The 22,982-nt window shown below is 78.1% G+C and carries 17 protein-coding genes; 8 read left to right on the top strand and 9 right to left on the bottom strand.

The features are described 5' to 3' along the window. Nucleotides 1-48 precede the first annotated feature (48 nt). On the bottom strand, nt 49-711 hold the full coding sequence (locus FS882_RS01575; RefSeq protein ID WP_158370077.1) for a response regulator: 663 nt from the start codon (nt 709-711) through the stop codon (nt 49-51). Next, complete coding sequence (locus FS882_RS01570; protein ID WP_158370075.1) at nt 708-1,979, bottom strand: sensor histidine kinase; 1,272 nt, start codon at nt 1,977-1,979, stop codon at nt 708-710. The genes FS882_RS01575 and FS882_RS01570 overlap by 4 nt, the downstream gene beginning before the upstream one ends. 117 nt (nt 1,980-2,096) lie before the next feature. On the opposite strand from FS882_RS01570, the gene FS882_RS01565 reads away from it, so the two are divergent. Next, on the top strand, nt 2,097-2,717 hold the full coding sequence (locus tag FS882_RS01565) for a hypothetical protein (protein WP_158370073.1): 621 nt from the start codon (nt 2,097-2,099) through the stop codon (nt 2,715-2,717). Here the strand turns inward: FS882_RS01565 and FS882_RS01560 are convergent. Beyond that, the gene (locus FS882_RS01560) at nt 2,693-4,513 is read right to left on the bottom strand and encodes a glycoside hydrolase family 2 protein (protein WP_158370071.1); all 1,821 of its coding nucleotides are present in this window, start codon (nt 4,511-4,513) and stop codon (nt 2,693-2,695) included. The two genes, FS882_RS01565 and FS882_RS01560, sit on opposite strands and share 25 nt — an antisense overlap. Nucleotides 4,514-4,649: 136 nt before the next feature. Then, entirely contained in the window at nt 4,650-5,678 is a 1,029-nt protein-coding gene (locus FS882_RS01555; RefSeq protein ID WP_158370069.1) for a LacI family DNA-binding transcriptional regulator, read from the bottom strand. A gap of 68 nt (nt 5,679-5,746) precedes the next feature. Between FS882_RS01555 and FS882_RS01550 the strand changes: the two genes are divergently transcribed. From FS882_RS01550 to FS882_RS01530, 5 genes are all read left to right on the top strand, one after another. Next, nucleotides 5,747-7,003, top strand: a complete 1,257-nt coding sequence (locus FS882_RS01550) for an MFS transporter (RefSeq protein ID WP_158370067.1) — start codon at nt 5,747-5,749, stop codon at nt 7,001-7,003. Beyond that, entirely contained in the window at nt 7,000-9,678 is a 2,679-nt protein-coding gene (locus tag FS882_RS01545) for a LuxR C-terminal-related transcriptional regulator (protein ID WP_158370065.1), read from the top strand. The genes FS882_RS01550 and FS882_RS01545 overlap by 4 nt, the downstream gene beginning before the upstream one ends. 153 nt (nt 9,679-9,831) lie before the next feature. Then, nucleotides 9,832-15,054, top strand: a complete 5,223-nt coding sequence (locus FS882_RS21290; protein ID WP_222848088.1) for an SdrD B-like domain-containing protein — start codon at nt 9,832-9,834, stop codon at nt 15,052-15,054. A 91-nt stretch (nt 15,055-15,145) separates the two neighbouring features. After that, nucleotides 15,146-15,622 carry a substrate-binding periplasmic protein gene (locus tag FS882_RS01535; RefSeq protein WP_158370064.1) on the top strand — a complete coding sequence of 159 codons (477 nt, stop codon included), beginning with the start codon at nt 15,146-15,148 and terminating at the stop codon, nt 15,620-15,622. Then, nucleotides 15,619-16,653 (top strand): cation diffusion facilitator family transporter, encoded by a 1,035-nt coding sequence (locus FS882_RS01530; protein ID WP_158370062.1) that lies wholly within the window; start codon nt 15,619-15,621, stop codon nt 16,651-16,653. Before FS882_RS01535 ends, FS882_RS01530 begins: the two co-directional genes overlap by 4 nt. 139 nt (nt 16,654-16,792) lie before the next feature. On the opposite strand, the gene FS882_RS01525 is transcribed toward FS882_RS01530, so the two are convergent. The 4 genes from FS882_RS01525 to FS882_RS01510 all read right to left on the bottom strand — a co-directional run bounded on the left by FS882_RS01525 (nt 16,793) and on the right by FS882_RS01510 (nt 20,667). Beyond that, nucleotides 16,793-18,322 carry a DHA2 family efflux MFS transporter permease subunit gene (locus FS882_RS01525; RefSeq protein WP_158370060.1) on the bottom strand — a complete coding sequence of 510 codons (1,530 nt, stop codon included), beginning with the start codon at nt 18,320-18,322 and terminating at the stop codon, nt 16,793-16,795. A 71-nt stretch (nt 18,323-18,393) separates the two neighbouring features. Further along, nucleotides 18,394-18,951, bottom strand: a complete 558-nt coding sequence (locus FS882_RS01520; protein WP_262347993.1) for a helix-turn-helix transcriptional regulator — start codon at nt 18,949-18,951, stop codon at nt 18,394-18,396. 96 nt (nt 18,952-19,047) lie between these two features. Continuing rightward, complete coding sequence (locus tag FS882_RS01515) at nt 19,048-19,782, bottom strand: SIR2 family NAD-dependent protein deacylase (RefSeq protein WP_158370057.1); 735 nt, start codon at nt 19,780-19,782, stop codon at nt 19,048-19,050. 9 nt (nt 19,783-19,791) lie between these two features. Continuing rightward, nucleotides 19,792-20,667, bottom strand: a complete 876-nt coding sequence (locus FS882_RS01510; RefSeq protein ID WP_158370055.1) for a LysR family substrate-binding domain-containing protein — start codon at nt 20,665-20,667, stop codon at nt 19,792-19,794. Nucleotides 20,668-20,763: 96 nt separating this feature from the next. Here FS882_RS01510 and FS882_RS01505 point away from each other — a divergent pair, with 96 nt between their 5' ends. After that, on the top strand, nt 20,764-21,147 hold the full coding sequence (locus tag FS882_RS01505) for a DUF5997 family protein (RefSeq protein WP_158370432.1): 384 nt from the start codon (nt 20,764-20,766) through the stop codon (nt 21,145-21,147). A 21-nt stretch (nt 21,148-21,168) separates the two neighbouring features. Here the strand turns inward: FS882_RS01505 and FS882_RS01500 are convergent, their stop codons facing one another. Beyond that, nucleotides 21,169-21,687: a hypothetical protein gene (locus FS882_RS01500; RefSeq protein ID WP_158370054.1), complete on the bottom strand. Its 519-nt coding sequence runs from the start codon at nt 21,685-21,687 to the stop codon at nt 21,169-21,171. Nucleotides 21,688-21,853: 166 nt separating this feature from the next. Here FS882_RS01500 and FS882_RS01495 point away from each other — a divergent pair, with 166 nt between their 5' ends. Then, nucleotides 21,854-22,981, top strand: a complete 1,128-nt coding sequence (locus FS882_RS01495) for a hemin ABC transporter substrate-binding protein (RefSeq protein WP_158370052.1) — start codon at nt 21,854-21,856, stop codon at nt 22,979-22,981. Nucleotide 22,982 lies beyond the last annotated feature (1 nt).

Below are 22,982 nucleotides of genomic sequence, written 5' to 3'. Positions count from 1 at the left end.
GTGCACTCTGTGCAACCGTGCACGGGGTGCAAACCGGGGCAGTGTGCGTCAGATCACGCCGGCGCGGTGCGCGAGGGCCGCGGCCTCCAGCCGGGTCCGGCAGCCGAGCTTGGCCAGCACCCGGCTGACGTGGGTCTTCGCGGTGGTCTCGGACACCGTGAGCGCGTCGGCGACCTGCTGGTTCGACCGGCCCCGCGCCAGCAGCACCAGCACCTCGCGCTCCCGGGCGGTGAGCAGGTCGAGTCCCGGTGGCGGCGCCACGGGCGCGTCGGCGGGCGCGGGTCCCCCGGGCGCGGAGACCGACGCGGCCAGCACCCTGCGCGTCACCTCCGGCGCGAGCACCCCGTCGCCGGCCGCCACCCGCCGCACCGCGTCCACCAGCTCCGCCGCCCCGACCGACTTCAGCAGGAAGCCCACGGCGCCCGCCCGCAGCACGCCGAACAGGTACTCGTCGAGGTCGAACGTCGTCAGCGCGAGCACCGCGCCCAGGCCCTCGGCGACGATCCGCCGGGTCGCCTCGATGCCGTCGGTGCCCGGCATCCGGACGTCCATCAGCACCACGTCCGGGCGCAGCGCGCGGGCGTTCGCGACCGCGGCGGCGCCGTCGGCCGCCTCGCCCACGACCGTGACGTCCGGCGCCTGCTCGAGCATGAGGCGCAGGCCGGCGCGGATCGCGCCGTGGTCGTCGGCGAGCAGGACGCGGACCGTCATCCGGCGGCCGCCGTCCGGGACGCGGCGTCGGCGCCCAGCGGCAGCACGGCGCGCACCCGCCAGCGGCCGCCCTCCGGCCCCGCCGCGACGTCCCCGCCGATCGACCGCGCCCGCTCGCGCATCGAGAGCAGCCCGGTCGCGGACCCGAGGCCGGCCCCCGCCGCGACGTCGGCCGCGCCGGACGCGGCACCCGGGGGCCGCAGCGCGCTCAGCACCTCGACCTCCAGCGCCGCGCCCGTCAGGTCCACCCGCACGTCCACCCGCCCGCCGGCAGCCCCGTGCGCGACCGCGTTGCGCAGCGCCTCGCCCGCGATCCGGTACGCCGCCTGGTCGACCACGGCCGGCAGCGCCGTGCGCGGGGGAGCCGCGACGCGGACGTCCAGCCCCCGCTCCCGGGCGTCGGCGACCAGGTCGGGGAGCCGGTCCAGGCCCGCGGCCGCGTCGGCCGGCAGGTCGTCCCCGGCCCCGCGCAGCACGAGCACCATCGACCGCATCTCGGCGAGCGACGCGACCGCCTCGCCGCGGACGGCGCCGAGCGCCGCCCGGTCGCGGCCGGCGTCCGGCGCCCCCGCGAGCGCGGCCTCCGCGTGGATCGCGATCGCGGACAGCCGGGAGGCGACCACGTCGTGCAGGTCCCGGGCCATCGCGGCGCGCTCCTCCCGGACGGCGGCGTCCCGGTCCAGGTCGGCGATCCGCGCCACGTCGGCGGCGTGCGCGCGGGCCAGGTCGGCCTGCCGCCGCTCCAGCGTGGCGCGGCGGGCCTCCGAGGCGGCGAGCTCCGTCCGGCTGCGTACGTCCGAGGCCCACCACAGCGGCGTGACCAGCAGCGCGGCGGCGAGCAGCAGGGCCTGGACAGCGCCGCGGACCCCGCCGGCGAGCACCCCGCCGGCGATCCCCGCCGCCACCGTGAGGACGGCGGCGGCCGCGACCAGCCACCGCCGCCCCCGTGCGGGCAGCTGCACCCCCGCGGTGTAGAGCGCGTCGACGAGCACCAGCAGCAGGCCGACCGAGCCGCCGACGGCGAGGCTGCCGGCGAACGCGGCCGAGGTCACGAGCAGGACCGCGAGCGGGTGCCGGCGCTTGGCGGCGAGCGCGGCGCAGCCCGCGACCAGCAGGCCGGCGTGCAGCGCGTCGGCGCCCCGTCCGTCGGCGGCGGGCGCGGTGCTGGTGACGCCGAGACCGAGCAGCAGCAGGCCGACGCCGAGGTACACCAGGGCGACGCCGCGGTCGTCGAGCCGCGGCCACCGGGCGGGTCGTGGCGGAGGCATGCGGCCATCCCAGCACGGACCTCCCCCGGGCGGGTCCTCCGAACGGACGACGCCGGGCCGCGGGATCGTGCGGACGGCCGACGACCGCGCCCCGGCTCCGCGGCGAGGCTGCCCGGCATGGACGCCCTGCGCGAGAACCCCGTCGCCCTGCTCGTCGTCGCCTGCGAGGTCGCCTTCTGGGTGTTCCTCGCCGCCGCGGTCGTGGCCCGCTACGTGCTGCGGCGCCGGCGCCTGTCGACGGTGCTGCTGCTCTGCGAGCCGCTGCTCGAGGTGGTGCTGGTCGTCGCGACGGTCGGCGACCTGCTCCGGGGGAGCGAGGCGACGTGGACCCACGGCCTCGCGGCGCTGTACCTCGGGTTCACGGTCGCGTTCGGGAAGCGGACCGTGCACGCGGTCGACGCGTGGGTGGCGCACCGGTTCTTCGGCGGTCCCGAGCCGGTGCGACCGCCCAAGCACGGCCCGGTGCGGGTCCGGTACGAGTGGGCGCTGTGGCTGCGGGTGCTGCTGGCCTGGGCCGTCGCGTGGGCCGTGCTCGGTGTGCTGCTGCTCGTCGCGTCGGGCGCCGGCGAGGCGGCGGCGCAGCAGCGCGAGGTGCTGCTCGGCTGGGGTGCGCGGGCGACGCTCGTGCTGGTGGGGTGGCTGGTGTTCGGCCCGGTGTGGGAGACGCTGACGCCCGCGCGGCGCGAGGAGGAGCCCCGCGCGGGCGACGGCGCTCAGCCGGCGAAGATCCGGCGGTAGGTCTCCGGCGGGAGCTTCGGGTTCCGGTGGGAGTCGCACAGGCCGTTGGTCTCCAGGCCCGTGTCGGTGAGCTGGGTGTAGCAGTAGCCCTGCAGCACCGTCGACGCGCGGACCGCCCCGACGATGTCGGACAGCCGCGCCTCGAGGTCCTCGGCCGACCGGGCCTCGGAGTAGCCCCAGGACCCCTCGGGCGCACCGGGCGCGTAGGAGACGCCGCCGAACTCGGTCAGCAGCACGGGCAGCGACCCCGGCTCGGGTGCCGGGCCGCCGACCCACATCCGCCGCCCGGCCGGCCCGACGCCGCCGAGGGTCGCCGCGACCGCCGCCGCGTCCGCGTACCGGGGGCCGAGCACCGCGCCGCTGTCGGCGTAGTCGTGCACCGTCAGCAGGTCGGAGGCGGTGTGCTCCCAGCCGTCGTTGGAGATGACCGGGCGCGTCGGGTCGAGCGCCCGGGTCAGGTCGGTGAGCGCCCGGCTGTACGCCTGCTGCGCCGGGTCGTGCGGGATGTGCTGCACGCCCCACGACTCGTTGAACGGCACCCACGCGATGATCGACGGGTGCGACACGTCACGGCGCACGAGGTCCAGCCACTCGCGGGTCAGCTGGGCCACCGCCTCGTCGCTGAACCGGTACGCGCCGGCCGTCTCCGACCACACGGCGAGCCCGAGCACGTCGCACCAGTACAGGTAGCGCGGGTCCTCGACCTTCTGGTGCACCCGGACCGCGTTGAAGCCGAGGTCCTTGGTCAGCTGCACCTCGGCGCGCAGCGCGTCGGGGCTCGGCGGGGTCAGGTGCGACTCGGGCCAGTAGCCCTGCTCGAGCACGGAGCGGAGGAAGAAGGGCCGGTCATTGAGCAGCAGCGTGCCGCCGAGCACCGCGACCGAGCGCAGGCCGCAGTACGACTCCAGGCGGTCGAGCTGCGCGCCGTCCGGGCCGAGCAGGGTGACCTCCGCGTCGATCAGCACCGGGCTGTCCGGCGACCACAGCAGGCGCTCGTACTGCTGCCCGTTCGCCTGCCGCGCGATCGGCACAGTGACGTCCGCGACCGAGCCCTCGACCGGCACCTCGGCGGCACCCAGGTCCTCGCCCGCGCGGGTCAGCCGGACCCGGACCCGCGTCCCGGCCGGCGCGGCGGCGCGGAGCCGGACCTGCGCCGCCACCCGGCCGCCCGGCACGTCCGGCCGCCACGCGACGTCCGCCACGGCCACGGCCGGGACGCGCTCCAGCCACACGGTGCGCCAGATGCCGGAGGTGCGGTGGTACCAGATCGCGTGCTGCTCGGGCTGCCAGTCCTGCTTGCCGCGCGGCTGCTCGACGTCGGTGCGGTCGTCGGTCGCGCGCACGACCACGACGTGCTGCTCCGCGGCGGCGTCCGGGTCCAGCAGGTCGGTCACGTCGACCGAGAACGGCGTCTGGCCGCCCTCGTGCCGCACCGCGTGCTGCCCGTCCACCCACACGTCGGCCTCGTGGTCGACGGCGCCGAGGTGCAGCAGCAGCCGGTCGCCGCCGGGGCCCGCGCCGAGGTCGGCCGGGACCGCGAACGCCCGCCGGTACCACAGGGCGGCGTGGTCGCCGTGGTCGCCGATCCCGGACGCCGCGGACTCCGGCGGGAACGGCACGACGATCTCGCGGTCGAACCGCCCGGCCGCCGCGGGGGCGTGCCAGCGCTCGCGCAGCCCGGCGTCCGCGTCGTCGAACGCGAAGGCCCACGGCCCGTCGAGCGACCACCAGCGGTCCGGGCGGACGAGCTGCGGGCGGGGGTGCAGGCCGCGGTCGGCTGCTGACGTCGTCGTCATGGGCGGTCCTTCGGTGTCGCGGGAGTGCTGGCCAGGTCGCGCACGGCCATGTTGCCACGTGGCAAAGGCGCGCGTCACGTCCGTGCCCGGGCGCGTCGCCCCGGGCCGGGGCGGCCCGTGGGCGGCCGCGGGACGGTCAGGACGCCGCGGTCGACTCCCGGGCCACCACCGCGTGCGGCACGGTGACGTCCTGGGCGGGCCCCGCCTCGTCGCCGAGCTGCACCCGCGTCACCAGCCGGCGCACCGCGGCGCGGGCGATCGCGTCCCGGTCCGGCCGCACGGAGGAGAGCGACGGCGTGGCGAACCGCGCCTCCTCGACGTCGTCGAACCCCATCAGCGCGACGTCGTCCGGCACCCGCACGCCGCGGGTCAGGCACGCGCGCAGCGCCCCGGCCGCGAGGACGTCGGTGAAGCAGAACACCGCGTCCGGCCGGGGGGCGGCGTCGAGCAGGGCCGACATGGCGGCGAACCCGGCGGACCGCTCGTAGGCGTCGACGTACCGCATGAGCCGCGGGTCGGCGGGCAGCCCGGCGTCGGCGAGCGCCGCCCGGTACCCCGCCTCGCGCTGCGGGCCGGTGCGCGCCGCCGCGCCCGGCTCCAGCCCGATCGCGGCGATCCGGTGCCGGCCCGCCGCGACCAGGTGGGTGGTGGCGTCCCGCGCGGCGGCCACGTTGTCGATGTGCACGTGGTCGAACGAGGTCGGCACCGTCCGCTCGCCCAGCAGCACCACGGGGCGGTCCGGGTCCGCGGCCGCCAGGTCGTCGGGGGTGAGGGACAGCGGGCTGAGCACCAGCCCGTCGAACAGCGCGCCGCGCGGGCCGCGCAGCAGCAGCTCGCGCTCCCGGTCCGGGTCGCCGTCCGTCTGGTCCACGACGACCGTGAACCCGGCCCCGGTGGCCTCCCGCACCACCGCGCGGGCGAGCTCGGCGAAGTACGGCTGGTCGAGCGCCGGCACGACCAGGCCCAGCAGGCCGGTGCGGCCCGTGCGCAGCGAGCGGGCCGCGGCGTTGGCCCGGTAGCCCAGCCGGTCGATCACGGACTGGACGTGGGCCCGGGTGCGGGGCGCGACGTGCGGGTAGCCGGTGACGACGTTGGACACGGTGCGGGGGGACACGCCCGCCGCCCGGGCCACCTCCTGCAGCGTCACCGCCGACCTGCGCGCCATGCGGGGCACCCTAGCCGGTGCCCGGACGCACCCGGGGGCCCTCCGTGCGGCCTCGGTAAGGTGCGGCTGTGCCGTCGCGTCCCCCGTCGTCCGTCGTCGCCCCGACGACCGCCGGGCCGGGTGCCGGCGCCGGGCGGGGCGTAGCGGCCGTGGCGCTGGTCGCGCTGGGCGCCGTCGGCGTGGCCCAGGTCGCCACCGCCGCCGTCCTGCCCGCGCTCACCCGGCAGCTCGGGCTCGCCGACTGGCAGGCCGGCGCGGTGACGTCGCTGTCCGGTGCGGTCGTCGTGGCGACGAGCCCCTGGTGGGGGCGGCGGGCGGACCGCCGCGGGGCCCGTCCCGTGCTGCTGGCGGCGGTGCTCGCGGGCGGGCTGGGCGCCGGAGCGGTCGCCGCGGTGCTCGCCGCCGCGGACCTGCCCGCCGGCCTGGCGTGGGCGCTGCTGCTGCTCGCCCGCGGCCTCGGGATCGGCGCCGCGGTCGCCGCGGCCGGCCCGGCGACCCAGGTGGTGCTCGTCGCCCGCTCCCGCACCCAGGCCGAGCGGGTCGGCTGGATCGCCCGCGCGGGGGCGGTGCGAGGGCTCGCGACCGCGCTCGGCGCCGGCCTCGCCGCCGCCCTCGCGGGGCTCGGGACGGCGGTGCCGGTGCTGGCGACCGTCCTGGTTTTGGCGGGCGCGGGCGCGGCGGTGCTCGCGTCGCCGCGCGGGACCCGGCGCACGACCCCGACCCCGGCGCCGGCCGCGGACGCGCGGGCGCCGCGCGGGCACCGGCTCGGCGCCCTCGCCGTCCCCGGCGTGCGGGTCGCGGTGACCGCCTCCGTCGCGGTGTTCCTCGCGCTCGCCCTGGTCCAGGGCAGCGTGGGCTTCCTGGTCCAGGACCGCTACGGCCTCGGCCCGGAGCCCGCCACCGCGCTGACCGGGACGCTGCTGCTCGCGGCGGGCCTCGGGTCGGTGCTCGCGCAGGGCGTCCTCGTGCCCCGGCTGCGGTGGGCGCCGTGGCGGCTCGTGCGGGCGGGCGCGGCCGTGGCGCTCGCGGTGCTGGTGGCGTACCTGGCGCCCGTCCCCGCGCCGGTGCTCGTCGGGGTGGCGGCGGTGTTCGGCGCGGCCGTGGGGGCGGCGGCCGCCGGGTGCACGTCCGCCGCGTCGGTCGCGGTCGGGGCGGCCGGCCAGGGCGACGTCGCGGGCGTCGTCAACGCCGGCAACGCGCTGACGTTCGTGCTCGGCCCCCTGCTCGCGACGGCGGCGTACGGGCTCCGCCCCGAGCTGCCCGCGGTCCTCGCGGTGGCCGCCGCCGCGGTGGCGCTCGCGGCCGCTGCGCGGAGCGGGCGGTGACCGCCGTGCGCCGGGGCGTCCCCCGGGTGCCGTCGTGGGCCGTGCCCCGCCGCGGGCTGCGCGAGCGGCTCGACCCGGGCACCGCGCTGCTGGTCCTGCGCGGCCCGGCGGGCGCCGGCAAGACCCTCCTGCTGGCGTCCTGGGCGCGGGCGACCACGGACCGCGCGGTGCTGTGGCTGGACGCCGAGGCCGCCGGACCCGAGCCGTGGGCCGCGGCGCTCGAGCAGCTCGTCGAGGCCGGCCTGCTGGACGCCCGCGCCGCCGGCGCGGCGCAGTCGGCGGCCCGCCGCGGCGGCCGCGCGGTGGCGGGCGAGGTGGCCGGCGCCCTGCGGTCGCTGGCGTCGCCGGTGCTGCTGGTGCTCGACGGCTACGAGGCGGTGTCCACGCCCGGCGTCGACCACGACCTGGTCGAGGTGCTCGCGGGCTCCGACCTCCTGCACGTCGCCCTCACCACCCGCGGGTCGCAGGACCGGCTGCTCGCGGCGGCCGCGGTGCGGGTCGACGTCGCGGTGCTCGGCCCGGACGACCTGCGGCTGTCCGAGGACGAGGTGGCCGAGGTGCTCGCGCGCGCCGGCCAGGCGCCCGACGCCGCCGGGCGGGTGCGGGCGGCCACCGACGGCCTCGGCCTGCTGGTGCGGACCGTGGCGCTCGCCGGGGCGGCCGGCCAGGTGGACCTGCGCACCGCGCCGCACGACGCCCTGGTCGAGGTGGCCGCGCGCGGCGTGCTCGCCGCCCTGGACCGCGACCCGGGCGACGCGGCGTACCTCGCGGCGGCCCGCCGGGTCTCCGTCACCGCCGTCGTGCCCCCGGCGCTCGCGGAGGCCCTGGCCGGGGACGGCGCCCCGGCGCTGCTCGCGCGCCTCGAGCGGGACGGCCTCGGCGCGTGGGAGGAGCCCCCCGGCGTGCCCGGCGGCGCCCCGGCGGCGGCAGGCCCGGAGCTCCGGCTCACGCCGGTCGTGCGCGCGGCCCTCCGGGCGGACCTCGCCCGCACCGAGCCCGGCGCGGTCGCGGGCCTGCTCCGCACGGTGGTCGCCTGGGGGCTCCACGCGGGCCGGTACTACCCGGCGCTGCACGCGGCGGCGGAGACCGGCGACCCGGACCTGGTGACGTCCGTCGTCATGCGGGTGTGGGGCTCGGGGCAGCGCACGAGCGCCGAGGACACGATCCGGGTCCTCGAGCGGCTGCCCCGGACCGCGGTGGCGGCGCGCCCGGCGCTCGCGCTGCTGGTGGCCCTGCTGCACAACACCCGGGCGGAGCACCGGGCGCGGGCGCTGGAGTGGTTCGCCGTCGCGGCGGGCGCGGCGGTGCTGCACCTCCCGCGCGCGACGACCGCGGAGCGCGCGGTCCTCCGGGCGGCCGAGAGCGTGGCGATGCGGCTGCTGGGCCGGGGCGGCCGTGCCCGGGCGGCGGCGCTCGCGGCGGTGGACCACCTCGCCGCGACGCCGCCCGGCGCGGACGGCACGGTCGACGGGCTCCGGGCGCTGCTGCACCGGCAGCTCGGCACCTCGCTCCTCACGGCCGGTGACGTCGAGCACGGCCTGGAGGTGGCGGCCGGGGGCGTCGCGCACGAGCGCACGGGCTCCCTCGGCGCCTTCTCCGCCCAGGCGCTCACCGCCGGCTTCCTCGCGGTGCAGGGCGACGTCGCCGGCGCGCGGGCGGCCACCGCGGCGGCGGCCGCCACCGAGCCCCCGCGCCGGCCCGAGACGGCCTACCGCCGCTCACCCCTCGACCTCGCGCGCGTGCACCTCGCTCTGGAGGACGGCGACGCGGCCGCCGCGCTCGAGCTGCTGGACGAGCTGGCCGGCGAGCTCCGCACCAACGAGTTCTGGCCCGCCTTCGCGGAGGCGCACGCCACCGCCGATCTGCTGCGGGGGCACGCCGCCGCGGGGGAGGAGGCGCTCGCGGTGGCGCTGCGCCGGGGGAGGCGGGCGCCCACGACCGGCTACTGGCGCGCCCGGCTGGCGGCGTCCCGGGCGGTGCTGGCGCTGGCCGCCGGCCAGCCCGAGCGCGGGCTGGAGCTCCTGGACCCCGTCCGCCGGCCGCACGCCGCGGTCCGGGTGGCGCGGGGGCGCCTGCTGCTGTCCACCGGCCGGCGCGACGAGGCGCGCGCGCTGCTCGCCGCGCCCGACCTGCCCGACGAGGGCCCGCGGCTGCGCGCCGCGCGCCGGTTCCTGCTCGCCGCCGCCACGGTGCCGGACCCGGACGCCGGGGGCGACCGCCGGGCCGAACCGCGCGCCGGGGACGCGCCGCCCGCAGGGGACGCGGTCCGCGACGGGGACGAGGCGCGCCGGGCCGTGGCCACCCGCGCCCTGCGCGAGGCGTGCGCGGTGCTCGCCGCCGGCGGGTCGCGGACCGGCTGGCTGCTGGTGAGCCCCGCCGAGCGTGCGGCGCTCGCCCGGCTGGCGGCGGCGGACCCGGCGACGGCCGCCGCTCTCGACCGGCTCGCCGACCTGCCGGCGCCGGTCCCCGACGGTGCCCCGGGCGTCGGGCTGACCGAGCGGGAGCTGGTGGTCCTGCGGCACCTCGCGGACGACGCCGGGCTCGCCGAGGTCGCCGCCCGGCTGCACGTCTCGCACAACACCGTGAAGTCCCAGGCCCGGACCGCCTACCGCAAGCTCGGCGTCCGCAGCCGGGCGGACGCCGTCGCGCGCGTGCGGGAGCTCGGCCTGCTCTGACCGCCGTCCGCCACGCCGTCCGGGTCTGTCACCCCTTTCACCCCGGTCCTCACCTCCCCGGCCACGCCGGCCGTCCCGATCCCCGATCGGCCGGACCAGGGCGCGCGACCCGCGCCCGCACCGCCGGCGCAGTCGAGACGGATGGGCACGGGGATGAGCTGGGGATCAGGCGCGCGCGGCGCGTCACGGGGGATGCTGGAGCGGCTGACGGCGGTCGCGACGGTGGTCGCGCTGCTGCTGGTCAGCGTGGTGCTGGCGGTGGCGACGCCGCAGGCCGCGCAGGCGGCGGACGGGGACCGCGGGACGCTGGCCGTCCGCAAGACGGCCTCGGCGACGACGGCGCGGCCGGGCGACGGCGTCACGTGGACCGTCGAGGTGACCTGCGAGTCGATCGTCGCGATGTGCGCCGACGTCGCGCTCGAGGACGCGGTGCCGGAGCCGTTCGTGCTGGACGCGGACGGCGTGACCGTCCAGGCCGAGCAGACGGGCCAGTCGGTCGTCGCGGTGTCCGGGGCGACCGCCCGCGTCGCGTTCCGCGAGACGGACCCGAGCCACCCCGGCGTCGTCGGGCTGGCGGCGGGCCAGAGCGTGTCGGTGCTGCTGCGCACCACGCTGCCCGCCGGGACCCCGCTGTCCTGGGACGGGAAGTCGGTGACGAACACCGCGGACGTCACCGCGAGCAACGCCGACCCGGTGAGCGCACCGGCCACCGTGGGCATCACGGTGCCGGTGACCCCGAGCGTCGCCGTCACCAAGCGCGTCGCGCCGGCCGACCAGGTCGCGGGCGACCCCGGCGACGTCACGGTCACCCTGGGCGCGCAGAACACCTCGCCCGTGGCCGCCACGGCGCTGACCGTGACCGACCCGGCCGCCGGGACGCCCGCCGCCTTCGGCCCCGGCACGCCGCTGGTCCTGCGCGGCCTCGGCGCCTGGACCGCGCCGGAGGGCGCGACCGGGCTGTCGATCGACCTCACCACGCCGGGCGGCACCGTGACCGTCGGGCCGTTTGCGCCCGGCGCGACCCTGGACGCCGGCGGCGTGGATCTCGCGACCGTCTCGGCGGTCGGGCTGCGGTTCGCCGGCGACGGCACCGCGGACGGCACCCTCGTCCCCGGCGGGGCCGCCGGCTCCGTCGCCCTGGTGCTCGGGCAGGCGGGCACCGCCCCCCGCGACGCGACCACCCGGGTGCCGAACACCGCGTCGGCCGCGCTGACGACCCCGCGCGGCGACGCGACGGGCACGGCGTCCGCCGCGTTCCAGATCAACCCGGTGACCGTCGAGGTCGCCGCCGGGAAGACCTTCGACGGCGCGGCGCGCGCCGAGGTGGTGGCGGGGCAGACGTCGGTGGTCCGGCTCACCGCGCGCAACGCCTCGAACTCCGCCCTGTCGCTGCTGCGCGTGGCCGAGCCCTCCGCGCCCGGTGCCGGCCCGCTCGGCGACCCGGCCGCCGGCCTGCTCGGCTTCGACGGCTTCGGCACCGACGGCTCGGGCGCCGTGGACGCGGCGGCCTGGCCCGCCGGCGCGGACGGCGCCACGGTGACCTTCCTGGGCACCGGGGTGGGTGGCCCCGTCGCGGTGCAGCCGCCCTCCGGCGGGACCTCCACCTGGCCGGCGCCCCCGGCCGGCGCGGTCGTGACCGGCTTCGTCGTCGAGTACCGGGGCGAGCTCGCCCCGGGCGTCGCGGCGACGGTGCCGTTCCGCGTCGCCACCGACGCCGGCTGGTCGCCGGTGCGCACGTTCACGAACGAGGTGGCGGTCGACGGCGAGGCGGCCGACGGCACCCCGGCGGCGGCGCGGACGGCGTCCGCGCGGCTGACCGTGGTCCCGCGCCAGGTCGTCACCACCGCGAGCAAGTCGCTCACCCAGCAGGCCCAGGGCGCGCCGCTGCCCGGGGCGCCGGGCCAGGAGCTGGTGGCCACGCTCACCGGTCGCGTGTCCGCCGACACCACCGTCCCGGTCGGGTCCCTGGTGATCGAGGACGCCGCCGGCGGGGACGCCGGGTCGTCGCTGTGGGACGCGGCGGCGCTCGACCGGGTCGGCTCCGTGCAGGTGCCCGCGGGGGCGCGCGCCGAGGTCCTGGCCCGCACCGGCGGCGACTGGGTGACGCTGGCGGGCCCGACCACGGACGCGACGTCGCTGCTGGACCTCGCCGTCCCGGCCGGCGCGGACGGCGTCCGCGTGGTCTACACGCCGACCGGCGCCTCGCTGCCGATCGACGGCACCTTCACCCCCCGGGTGGCGCTGGTGCTGGTGCTCGACGAGGCGGTCGCCCCGGGCACCGCCCTGCGCAACACCGTGGCGGTCGAGGCCGCGGGCAGCGGCGTCGGCGCCGGCCTGACGGGTCCGTCCGACGCCGGTGACACGGCGACCTTCGGGCCCGGCGACGCCCCGCTCGACATCCGGCGGGTGGACGCGAGCAAGTCCTGGCGCGACGCCTCGGCGCTCATCGGCGTCGACAACGCCGGACCGGGCGCCGACCGGCCGGCCAACCGGCTGACCATGCGGGTGCAGAACGTGTCCGGCGTGCCGGTCGGCTCGCTGCGGCTGGTCGACCCCGACCCGGCGACCGACGACGGCAGCACCTTCGAGCACGTCGACCTGACCCGACTCTCCGTGACCGCCCCGGCGGGGACCGACGACGTGCGGGTCGTCCTGCGCGGCGCCGACGGCGGCGTGCGGCACGACCTCGGGTCCGCGGCCGCGGTCGCGGCGCTGTCCCCGGCCGACCTCGCCGACGTGGTGTCGGCGGAGGCCCGCGTCGACGGCACCCTGCCGGACGGCGCCGCGCTGGTCGTGGTCGCGGACACCGTGCTCCGGGCGCAGACCCGGTCCGGCGTCCCGATCACGGGCACCGCCGAGGCCCCGGCGTCGACCACCCTCACGAACACCCTGGTCGGCGACCTCGGCCCGGGAACGCCGGACGACGTCGCGCAGGCGGCCACGGTGCTGTACCCGGAGGCGCTGCAGCCGCTCGACGGCGCGCTCGCCAAGTCCGTCTCGCCGGGCACCGGGACGCGGTACGCCGCGCAGGACCGCACCGTGCGGCTGTCGCTCAGCGCACGCCGGGTCAGCGACGCGGCGGTGAGCCGGCCCGCGACCTACGTGCTCGAGGACACCTCGGAGGCGTTCTGGGACGCGTTCGACCTGGTCGGGCTGGAGGCGCTCGCGGGCGTCACCGCCGCCGACGGGGCCGGCTACGCCGCCGACGTGCAGTACCGCGTCGACGGCGCGTGGACGGCGCCGGTCAGCAGCGCGCTGCCCGCCGGCGTGAGCACGACGATGCCGCCCCTGCCGGACGGCGCCGCCGCGCTGCCGGACGGCACCTCCGGGCGGGACGTCACCGGCGTGCGGGTGACCTTCCGGGCGCCCGCGGGCTCGTGGTTCGCCAACCGGCAGGTCGGCGGGTTCGAGGGCCCGACGGCGGTCTTCGCGCTCAGCCCCCGGTCGACGCTGCGCAGCACCGGGGCGGAGGTGCCGGCCGGCACGCTGACCAACGAGGTCACCGGGACCGTGCAGGCGGAGCACCAGCCGAGCCCGGTCGTCCTGGACCCGGCCCTGGCGACCTACGAGGTGACGGACGGCGTCCTGGACGCCACCGTGACCAAGACGCCCGGGACCACCACCACGGGCCCCGGCTCCCGGCTCCCGTTCCGGCTCACCGCGACCAACACGGGCACGGCGCCGATCGTGGACCCGGTGCTGGCCGACGTGCTGCCCGCGGACGCCGCCGGGCCGCAGCTCGTCTACGACCCCGACGCGTACGGCGCCGCCGCGGTGGCCATCACGCCCGAGGACGCGGCCATCGCGGGCGCGGCGCCGTCCGTGGTCGTCGACGGGGGCGAGGTGCGCGTGACGTTCCCGCCCGGCACCCGGCTCATGCCGGGCGAGCAGGTGGTGGTCACCGTTCCGCTCGCGGTGCGCGCCGGGACCCCGGCGGGCACGGAGCTCACCAACCGGTTCGTCCTGTCGTCCGCCGACGGGCTCACCCGGGAGGCGACCGCGCGGATCGACGTCGTGGCGCTGCCGAACTACCTGCGGGTCAAGGACGTCGCCGAGGACCTGGCGCCCGGCGCCACCCCGACCGGGGTCGTGAACACCTCGGCGAGCGGCCAGGAGTGCGTGTCGGCCGACGGGTTCTACCGGACGCCCTGCCTCGTCCGCACGCAGCCCGGCGGGACCGAGACCTGGCGGCTGCGCGTGACCAACACGGGCAACCTGCCCACGGCGAGCGCCACGCTGGTGGACGTGCTCCCGTTCGCGGGCGACACCGGCACGTCGCGGTCCCAGAGCACCAGCGCGCGCGGCAGCGTGTGGGCGACCGAGTACCTCGGCGACCTGCAGCTCACCGGGCTGCCGGACGGGGCGCAGGCCACGGTGTCGTACCTGCTGGACGGCGCGACGTGCACCTACACGGGCGACCCGCGGTCGGCGGACCCGTTCGGCACCGGCTGCGCCGCGGACGTCTGGACGCCGGCGGACCAGGTGGACGACCTGTCCCGGGTGCGCGGCCTGCGCGTCGACCTGGACCTGTCGACGGAGAACCTCCGGCCGGGCGACACCGTCACGGCGACGTTCCGCACGCGGTCCGCGACGGCCTACGACGTCGCCGCGGCGGACGTCGACGCGCCGGCGTGGAACACGATGGTGGTGACCACCGCCAGCGTGACCCCCGCCGGGCTCGAGCACGAGACGCTCGAGCCCAACCGGGCGGGCGTCGCGGTGCACCGGACCTACGCCCTGGGCGACCGGGTGTGGCTGGACGAGGACCGTGACGGCCTCCAGGGCGCGGGCGAGCCGGGCGTCGCCGGGGTGACGGTCCGGCTGTACGCCGCCGGATCGGACGAGCCCGTGGCGACCACCACCACGGACGCCGACGGCCGGTACCTGTTCGACCTGCTGCCGGCCGGCACGTACCGGGTGCAGTTCGTGCTCGACGGCGACCTGGCGGGACGGTACGGGTTCACCGGGCCGCGCCGGGGGGACGCGGCCGAGGACTCCGACGCCGACGCCACCGGCTGGACCCAGGAGGTCACGCTCGGCGCGGGCGCACCGCGGGTGCGCCCGGTCGGCCCCGGGGACGGGGCGCGGGCGGACTACGTGGACCCGACGGTGGACGCCGGGCTGGTGCGGGTGCTCGGTCCGTCGCTCCCCGGTGAGCCCGGGGACCCGGGGGACCCCGGTGACCCCGGTGACCCGCCCGCGGGCGGCGACCCGGTCGGCGGCGGCGCCCCCGCGGGGGCGGACGTCGTGGCCACGCCGGGCGGCGGCGCCCTGGCCGTCACGGGGACGGGCCTCGGGCTGCTGGCGGCCGCGGTCGTCCTGATCGGGCTGGGCGGCCTGGCGCTGAGCGCGCGGCTCGGTCGCCGGCACGGCTGACCCCCCGGGGGGTCACCGCGCTCCTCCGGCCCGCCGGAGGAGCGCGGCCCCGACGTGCGGAGACGTGCGGAAGGCGCTTCACTCGGGCCGCATGAGACGCACCGCAGGACTGCTGCTGACCGCGGCGCTGCTCGCGGGGTGCTCCGGCGGGTTCCCCGCCGACCCCGACGGCACGCTCGAGCGGGTGACCGGCGACGCGCTGCGCGTCGGGATCACGGCGAACCCGCCGTGGACCGTGGTCGAGGAGGGCGCACCGCCGTCCGGCCTGGAGGCCGAGGTGGTCGCCGAGTTCGCGGAGACGCTCGACGCCGACGTCGACTGGACCGTCGGCAGCGAGGAGCGGCTGATCGGCGACCTGGAGGCGGGCGAGCTCGACCTCGTCGTCGGCGGCTTCACCGGGCGGTCCCCGTGGTCCGCCCGGGCGGCGCTGACCACGCCGTACACGACCGTGCCCGACGAGCACGGCGCGCCCGAGCCGCACGTGATGGCCGCGCCGCTCGGCGAGAACGCGTTCCTGGTCCGGCTGGAGACGTTCCTGCTCGAGAACCACCGGGACGTGCTGCCGTGAGCGCGCCCGGGACGACCGCCACGTTCGGTCACACGGAGCTGCCGGAGGAGCAGGCGGCGGCCCTGCGCCGGGCCGTCCGGCTGGCCTGGGGCACGATCGCGTTCCTGGTCGTCGGCGTCACCCTGGTATACCTGGTGATGGGCAGCTCCCAGGCGATGAAGGCGGCGTGGACGGAGGACCTGCTGTCCTTCATCCCGCCGATCTCCTTCCTGGTGGCCGTGCGGTTCGCGCGGCGCCGGCCGACCACCGCGCACCCCTACGGGTACCACCGGTCGGTCGGGGTCGGGCACCTCGTGGCGGCGGCGGCGCTGCTCACCATGGGCGCGTTCCTGGTCGTCGACTCCGGCAGCGGGCTGCTCGCCGCGGAGCACCCGCCGGTCGGCGTGATGCACCTGGGCGACCACGTGTTCTGGGCCGGCTGGCCGATGATCGGCGCGATGGTCCTGACCGGGATCCCGCCGGTGCTGCTCGGGCGGGCCAAGATGCCGCTCGCCCGCACGCTGCACGACCGGGTGCTCTACGCGGACGCCGACATGAACAAGGCCGACTGGATGACGGCGCTCGGCTCGGTCGTCGGGATCCTCGGCATCGGCGCCGGCCTGTGGTGGGCCGACTCCGCGGCGGCGCTGTTCATCTCGGTCAGCATCCTGCGCGACGGCGTCGGCAACCTGCGGGTCGCGGCCGGCGCGCTCATGGACGCCCGGGCCACGACCGTCGACGGCGACGAGCCGCACCCGCTCGACCGGGCGATCGACGAGCGGCTCCGGGCGCTGCCCTGGGTCCAGGACGCGCGCTCGCGGGTGCGGGACCAGGGGCACGTGTTCCACGTCGAGTCGTTCGTGGTCCCGCGCGCGGGCCGGGCACCCGGGCTGCGGGAGCTCGCCGAGGCGCGGGCGGCCGCGACGGCGCTGGACTGGAAGGTGCAGGACCTCGTGGTGGTGCCGGTCGAGGAGCTGCCCGAGGAGATGCTGCCGGGCGTCGCGGCGCCCCCAGGCGAGGACGACCGCCGCGCGGGGGCGGACGCGCGCTGACGCCGGCGCCCGGGCCGCCCGGGCGCGCCGGCGCCCGCCGCGCCGAGTGGGTACGGGACACGTCGAGCGAGCATCCGCCGGATGCTCGCTCGACGTGTCGGCTACCCCCTCGGCGCTGCGCGGGCGGGCGCGGGTGGGGTCAGGCGGTGGCGCGGTCCGGGGTGGCGGCGCCGTCCGGGGCCGCCGCGGAGGCCGGGGTCGCCGGCGGGGCGCCGTGGCCGGCACGGGACGGGGCGGCGAAGAACGCGACCAGCACCGCGCCGACCAGCGCGATCGCCGCCGGGAGCAGCAGCGACTGCGCCATCGCGTCGGAGAACCCGCCGGTCAGCGCCTCCGGCAGCGAGCCCGCCGCCTCGGCCGCGCCCGTCGAGTCCCCGGCGCCCGCGCCGAGCTCGGCCACCAGGCGCGCCTGGATGAGCGCCGCGATCGCAGCCGAGCCGAGCACCGAGCCGATCTGCCGGGTCGTGTTGAACACGCCCGACCCGGCCCCGGCCTGCGCGCGCGGCAGGTTGCGGGTCGCGGTCGAGGAGATCGGCGACCACAGGCAGGCGTTCGCGACGCCGAGCACCGCGCTCGGCAGCAGCAGCCGGGCCCACTGGTCGGGGTCCGGGCTCAGCCAGAGGAAGAACCACACCAGCGCGCCCGCCTGGAGCAGCATGCCGACCAGGGCGATGTTCCGCGGGTTCGCGGTGTCGACGCGGCGCCCGATCACCGGCGACAGCACCAGGGTCATCACGGCCATCGGCGCGAGCATCAGCGCGGACCGGGTCGGGGAGAAGCCGAGGACCAGCTGGTAGTAGAAGACCAGCGGGAGCGACATCGAGGTCACCGTGAAGCCCAGGGCGCTGATCGCGCCGTTGGCCAGCGCGAAGTTCCGGTCGCGGAACAGGCCGAGCGGCAGCAGCGGCTCGTCCGTCGTGCGCGCCTGGTGCAGGACGAAGAGCGCGAGCACGACGACGCCGGCGCCGACGACGCCCCACACCGGCAGCCAGCCGCCGATCAGGCCCCAGTCGTAGGACTGGCCCTCCTGGATGCCGAACACCAGCAGGAACATGCCGAGCGCGCTGAGCACGACGCCGAGGACGTCGAACCGGTGCGCGTGCGTCTCGAGCCGCGGCACCAGGCGCCAGGCCAGCACGAACGCGACGACGCCGACCGGCACGTTGACGAAGAAGATCCACTCCCAGCCGAGCCCGTCGACGAGCACGCCGCCGAGGATCGGCCCGACGAGGGTCGCGACGCCGGCGACGGCGCCCCACAGGCTCATCGCCTTGCCGCGGGAGTCCGGCGGGAACATCCGGGTGATGACGGCCATGGTCTGCGGCGTCATCAGCGCCGCGCCGAGGCCCTGCACGGCGCGGGCCGCGATCAGCACGCCGATCGACCCGGCGAGGCCGCAGGCGAGCGACGCGAGCGTGAACACCACCAGGCCGGTCAGGTAGACCGGCTTGGGGCCGAAGCGGTCGCCGAGCCGCCCGGTGACGAGCAGCGGGGCGGCGTAGGTGAGCAGGTAGGCGCTGGTCACCCAGATCACCGCGTCGATGTCGGTGCCGAGCCCGGCCATGATGGCCGGGTTGGCGACGGACACGATCGTGGTGTCGACCAGGATCATGAAGAAGCCCACGACCAGCGCCCAGAGGGCGGGCCAGGGACGGGTGGTCTCGGACATGGGAGTTCCTCGCAGGGAAGCGTGCTCGCGCGGAGCGGGTGGATGGGGTGCGCGGCGGTGGCCGCGCCGGGTCACCAGGCGATGTCGCCGGACTCGATGCCCTCGATGAAGGAGGCGATCCAGGCCGACTCGGTCTCGTACACCGCGATCTGGTAGGTCAGGTCGATCCAGTAGCGGGCCGGGAGGTCCTTGGCGCGGACCCGCTCGACTCCCGCGCGCAGGTCCTCCAGCTCCGCCGCCAGCCGGGTCCGCCGGTCGCGCAGGAGGGTCAGGACGGTGTCCCGCGGCAGGTTGTGCGACTCCGCCAGCGCGAGCGGCAGGCGGGGGTACTCGTTGACCGGTGCGGCGATCATCGCGGCGAGCTGCTCGGTGAGCGCGTCGCGGCCGGCGGGGGTGATCTCGTAGGTGGTGCGCTCGGGGCGGTTGCCGGCGCGCTCGGTGCCGACGGCCCGCACGAGCCCGTCCCGGTGCAGCCGGTCCACCGAGTGGTAGAGCGAGCCGGGGCGGACCTTGACGATGCGGTCCGTGGCGCGGTGCAGGAGCACCTGGTGCATCTCGTAGGGGTGCAGGGGACCCTCGACCAGCAGTCCGAGGACCGCGACCGCGAGGGGGGTGAGCGTTCCTGCCACGTGATGCTCCTTCTTGAATACTCCACGTGGACTATAGGACATCTGTCCTATGCAGGGAAGTGGGCGCGCGGGTGACGCCGCCGCGCACGGCAGCCGTCAGTCCCGGGCGAGCAGCTCCGCGACGAGCGTCGGCAGCGCCTGCTCGATCGGCTCCCGCACCACACGGTCGGCGATCCGGTCGTAGGGCGTCGGCTCGGCGTTGACGATGACCACCTCGGCACCCGAGTCGGCGGCGAGGGCCGCCAGGCTCGCGACCGGCTGCACCGTGAGCGTGGTGCCGACGGCCAGCAGCACGTCCCCGTCGGTGGCCGCGGCGACGGCACGCTCCAGCGCCCGCTCCGGCAGCCGCTCGCCGAAGTAGACGACGTCGGGCTTGAGGATGCCGCCGCACACCGCGCACGGCGGATCGGGCTCGGCGTCCAGGCGGGCGAGCACGTCGACGGTCGGCTGCCGGTCGCCGCACGCCAGGCAGGAGGTGGTGCGCAGGGTGCCGTGCAGCTCGACCACGTCGGCGGGGTCGGAGCCCGCGGCCTGGTGCAGGCCGTCGAAGTTCTGCGTCAGCAGCGCCTGCAGGCGACCGGCGCCCGCGAGGTCGACCAGCGCGCGGTGCCCCGCGGCCGGACGCGCCGTCCACGCGGGGTGCGTGCGCCACATCTGCCAGCCGCGCCGTCGGACGTCGGGGTCGGCGACCAGGCGGCCGATCTCGAGCAGCTCCGCCTGCTCGGGGTGCCGGGTCCAGGTGCCGTCGGGCCCGCGGAAGTCGGGGATGCCGGCGCCGGTCGAGATGCCGGCGCCGGTGAGGACGGTGACCCGCAGGCCGGGCACGGGCATGTGCACGGCTCAGCGCCCCTTGCGCCCGCGGGACGACCCGGGTCGGCCGCCGGGCCGCCCGCGCCCGCCGCCCGAGCCGAAGGAGGGGCGTCCGCCCCGGGCCGGGGCGCCGCCGCCCCTGCCGGCCGTGCCCTTGCCGCTCGGGCCCCTGCCGGTGGGGGTCGCGCCGCCGGAGCGGTCCGCCTTCGCGTCCTTCCGTGCCGAGCCCGTGGCCGCGTCCGCGGGCGCCGCGGCACCGCGGCCCCGCGAGCTGTTCACGGTCCGCCCGCGCACGATGCCGATCAGCTCCTCGACGAGCGGGTCGCCGTCCCGGTCGCCGAGCCAGGCGAGCGCCGCCTGCGACCCGGGTGCGCCGGTCAGCGGCCGGTACGTGAGGTCCTTGCGGTGGTGCAGCCGGGCGAGCGACTGCGGCACGAGCAGCAGCCCGACCCCCGACGCGACGAGCGCCACCGCCTCCTCCGTCGTCGCGGGCGTCGGCAGGAGCGACGGCTCGCCGGGCGCGTCGGCCCAGCGCAGCACGTCGTCGGCGGGGGTGATCAGGGTCTCCTCGGCCAGGTCGTCCGCGCCCACCTCGTCGAGGGCGGTCAGCAGGTGGTCCTTCGGCAGCACGACGACGGTGGTCTCGACGTACAGCGGGATCGCCGACAGCACGTCCCGGTCGACCGGCAGCCGCAGCAGGGCGGCGTCGGCCTCGCCACGCGCGAGCACCGCCCCGGCGTCGGCGGCGGGCGCGTGCACCAGCTCGAGCGGGACGTCGGCGACCCGCTCGCGCCAGGTGCGGACCCAGGAGGCGGGGACGACGCCGGGGACGAGCAGCAGCCGGAACCGCGGCGGGGCGGCGGGCTCGGCGGGCTCGGCGGGCTCGGCGGAGGAGGGCTCGGACATCGGCGTCAGCGTAGCCGCGCCCCGCGTCCGTATCCTGGTGCGGTGACCTCCGAGCCCACCCCCGCTCCCGCCCGCCGCGCGCGCACGCCGCAGACCATGAAGCCGGCCACGGCCGCCGCCAAGCTCGGGGTCTACCTGCCCGCGACGCCCGAGGAGTTCCAGGCGGGTCCGGTGTCGCGCGACCAGCTCGACGACCTGCAGCGGAACCCCCCGGAGTGGCTGACCGAGCTCCGGAAGAACGGCCCGCACCCGCGCTCCGTCGTCGCCGCGCGGCTGCGCATCTCGACGTCCGGCCTGGCGCGCAACGGCCTCACCGACCCGCTGACGACCGAGCAGATCGACGCGATCGTCGAGGAGTCGCCGGAGTGGCTGCACCGCGAGCGCGCCACGCAGGCCGAGGTGAAGCGCGAGGAGCAGCGCCTGCGCGAGCGCGACGCCGCCCGCGCCGCCGAGGGCCAGGGCGACCGCCCCCGCGGCTGACGCCGGCCCGACCCGCGCACCTCAGCCGTGGGCGAGGAGCTCCAGGGAGACCACCGCGACGCCCAGGGCGACCTCGGCGGCCAGCACGAGCAGCTTCTGCCACCCCGGCAGCGAGATCCGGCGCACCGCGAGCCAGCCGACGACGCCCAGGCTCGCCACCAGGGCGATCGTCGACGCCCGCAGCGCCCCGTCGACGGTCCAGGACCCCGTGGCCGCGACCCCCACGAAGACCATCGGCAGCGCCAGCACGCCGAGCGCCCCGGTGCACACGGCCACCATGTGCCGGGCCTCGGCGGGGCTGGGCAGCGCGGCGTGCACGGCGATGTGCGACACCATGTCGGCGAGCAGCACCGCGAGCACCGTGCCCCCGACGGTGATGAGCAGGGTCGTCGCCGCGACCCCGGCGGTGACGTCCCCGTGCGACCGCAGGGTGAGGACGACGGCCAGCGCCGCGAACGTGACGTAGACCCGTTCCTTGAGGCGGTCGGCGCGCTCCTCCGGGGTGGGCGCGGGGGCGTCGGCGCGGGCTCGGCGGTCCATCGGCCCAGGCTAGGGCCGGGTCACCCGAACGTGTGCGATCCGCTCGTCCTGACACCGCGTCTTGTCTTCTGAGGAGTACCTAACTTAGGTTTGGCTCACCTTCGCCACGGCGCCCGCTCGGAGCGCCCTCGTGCGCGAGCCTCACCCGCTCAGGAGTCGCTTCGTCATGCCCGCACGCCCGCCCGTCCCGCCCCGCCGCACCGCCCTCCGGTCGGTCCCGGCCCTGGTCGCGGCCGTCGTGGTGGCAGCGCTCGCCGGGTGCACCGGGGTGGCCGGGGCGTCCGGCGGGACGGCGGCGGTCGCGGGCGACCGGCCCGCGCTGGCCGACCTGACGCCGCTGGACGAGCCCCGCGCCTGGGAGGGCGAGCAGACCGCCGTCGCCGCCGCGACGCCGGTGGACCCCGTGGCCGACGACCCGCAGCCCGCGCTGCCGGTCACGCTCACGGACGCGCAGGGCACCGAGGTCACCGTCACCGACACGAGCCGGGTGCTGGCGCTCGACCTCTACGGGTCGACGTCCCGCATCCTGTTCGAGCTCGGGCTGGGCGGGAGCGTCGTCGGCCGGGACTCGTCGTCCGACTTCCCCGAGATCGCCGACCTGCCCGTGGTGACGACGAGCGGGCACGACCTGTCCGGCGAGGCGATCCTCGAGCTCGCGCCGACGCTGATCATCACCGACACCACGCTCGGCCCGTGGGACACCGTGCTGCAGATGCGGGACGCGGGCATCCCCGTGGTCGTGGTCGACGCCCACCGTGAGCTCGGCACGGTCGGCGACCTGATCGCGTCGGTCGCGGCGGCGGTCGGGCTCCCGGACGAGGGCGCCGCGCTCGCCGCGCGCACGCAGGCCGCGATCGACGACGTGCGCGCGCAGGTCGGCCGGCTCGCGCCCGACGACCCGGCCGACCGGCTGCGGGTGGTGTTCCTCTACCTGCGCGGCCAGGCCGGCGTGTCCTACCTGTTCGGCGAGGGCTCGGGCGCGGACTCGCTGATCGAGGCGCTCGGCGCGGTCGACGTCGCCGGCGAGATCGGCTGGCAGGGCATGCGGCCGGTGACCGACGAGGGGCTGGTCGCCGCCCAGCCGGACCTGGTGCTGGTGATGACCAAGGGGCTGGAGTCGGTCGGCGGGGTCGACGGGCTGCTGGAGCAGCTGCCCGCCGTGGCGCAGACGCCCGCGGGCGAGCACCGGCGGATCGTCGACATGGCCGACACCCAGGTGCTGTCGTTCGGGCCCACCTCGGCGCAGACGCTCGACGCGCTCGCGCGGGCCTTCTACGCGCCGGACGCGTCGTGAC

The organism is Cellulosimicrobium cellulans, assembly GCF_007679345.1.
Lineage (GTDB): Bacteria > Actinomycetota > Actinomycetes > Actinomycetales > Cellulomonadaceae > Cellulomonas > Cellulomonas cellulans_A.
This window is presented reverse-complemented; position numbering and strand designations above follow the sequence as displayed.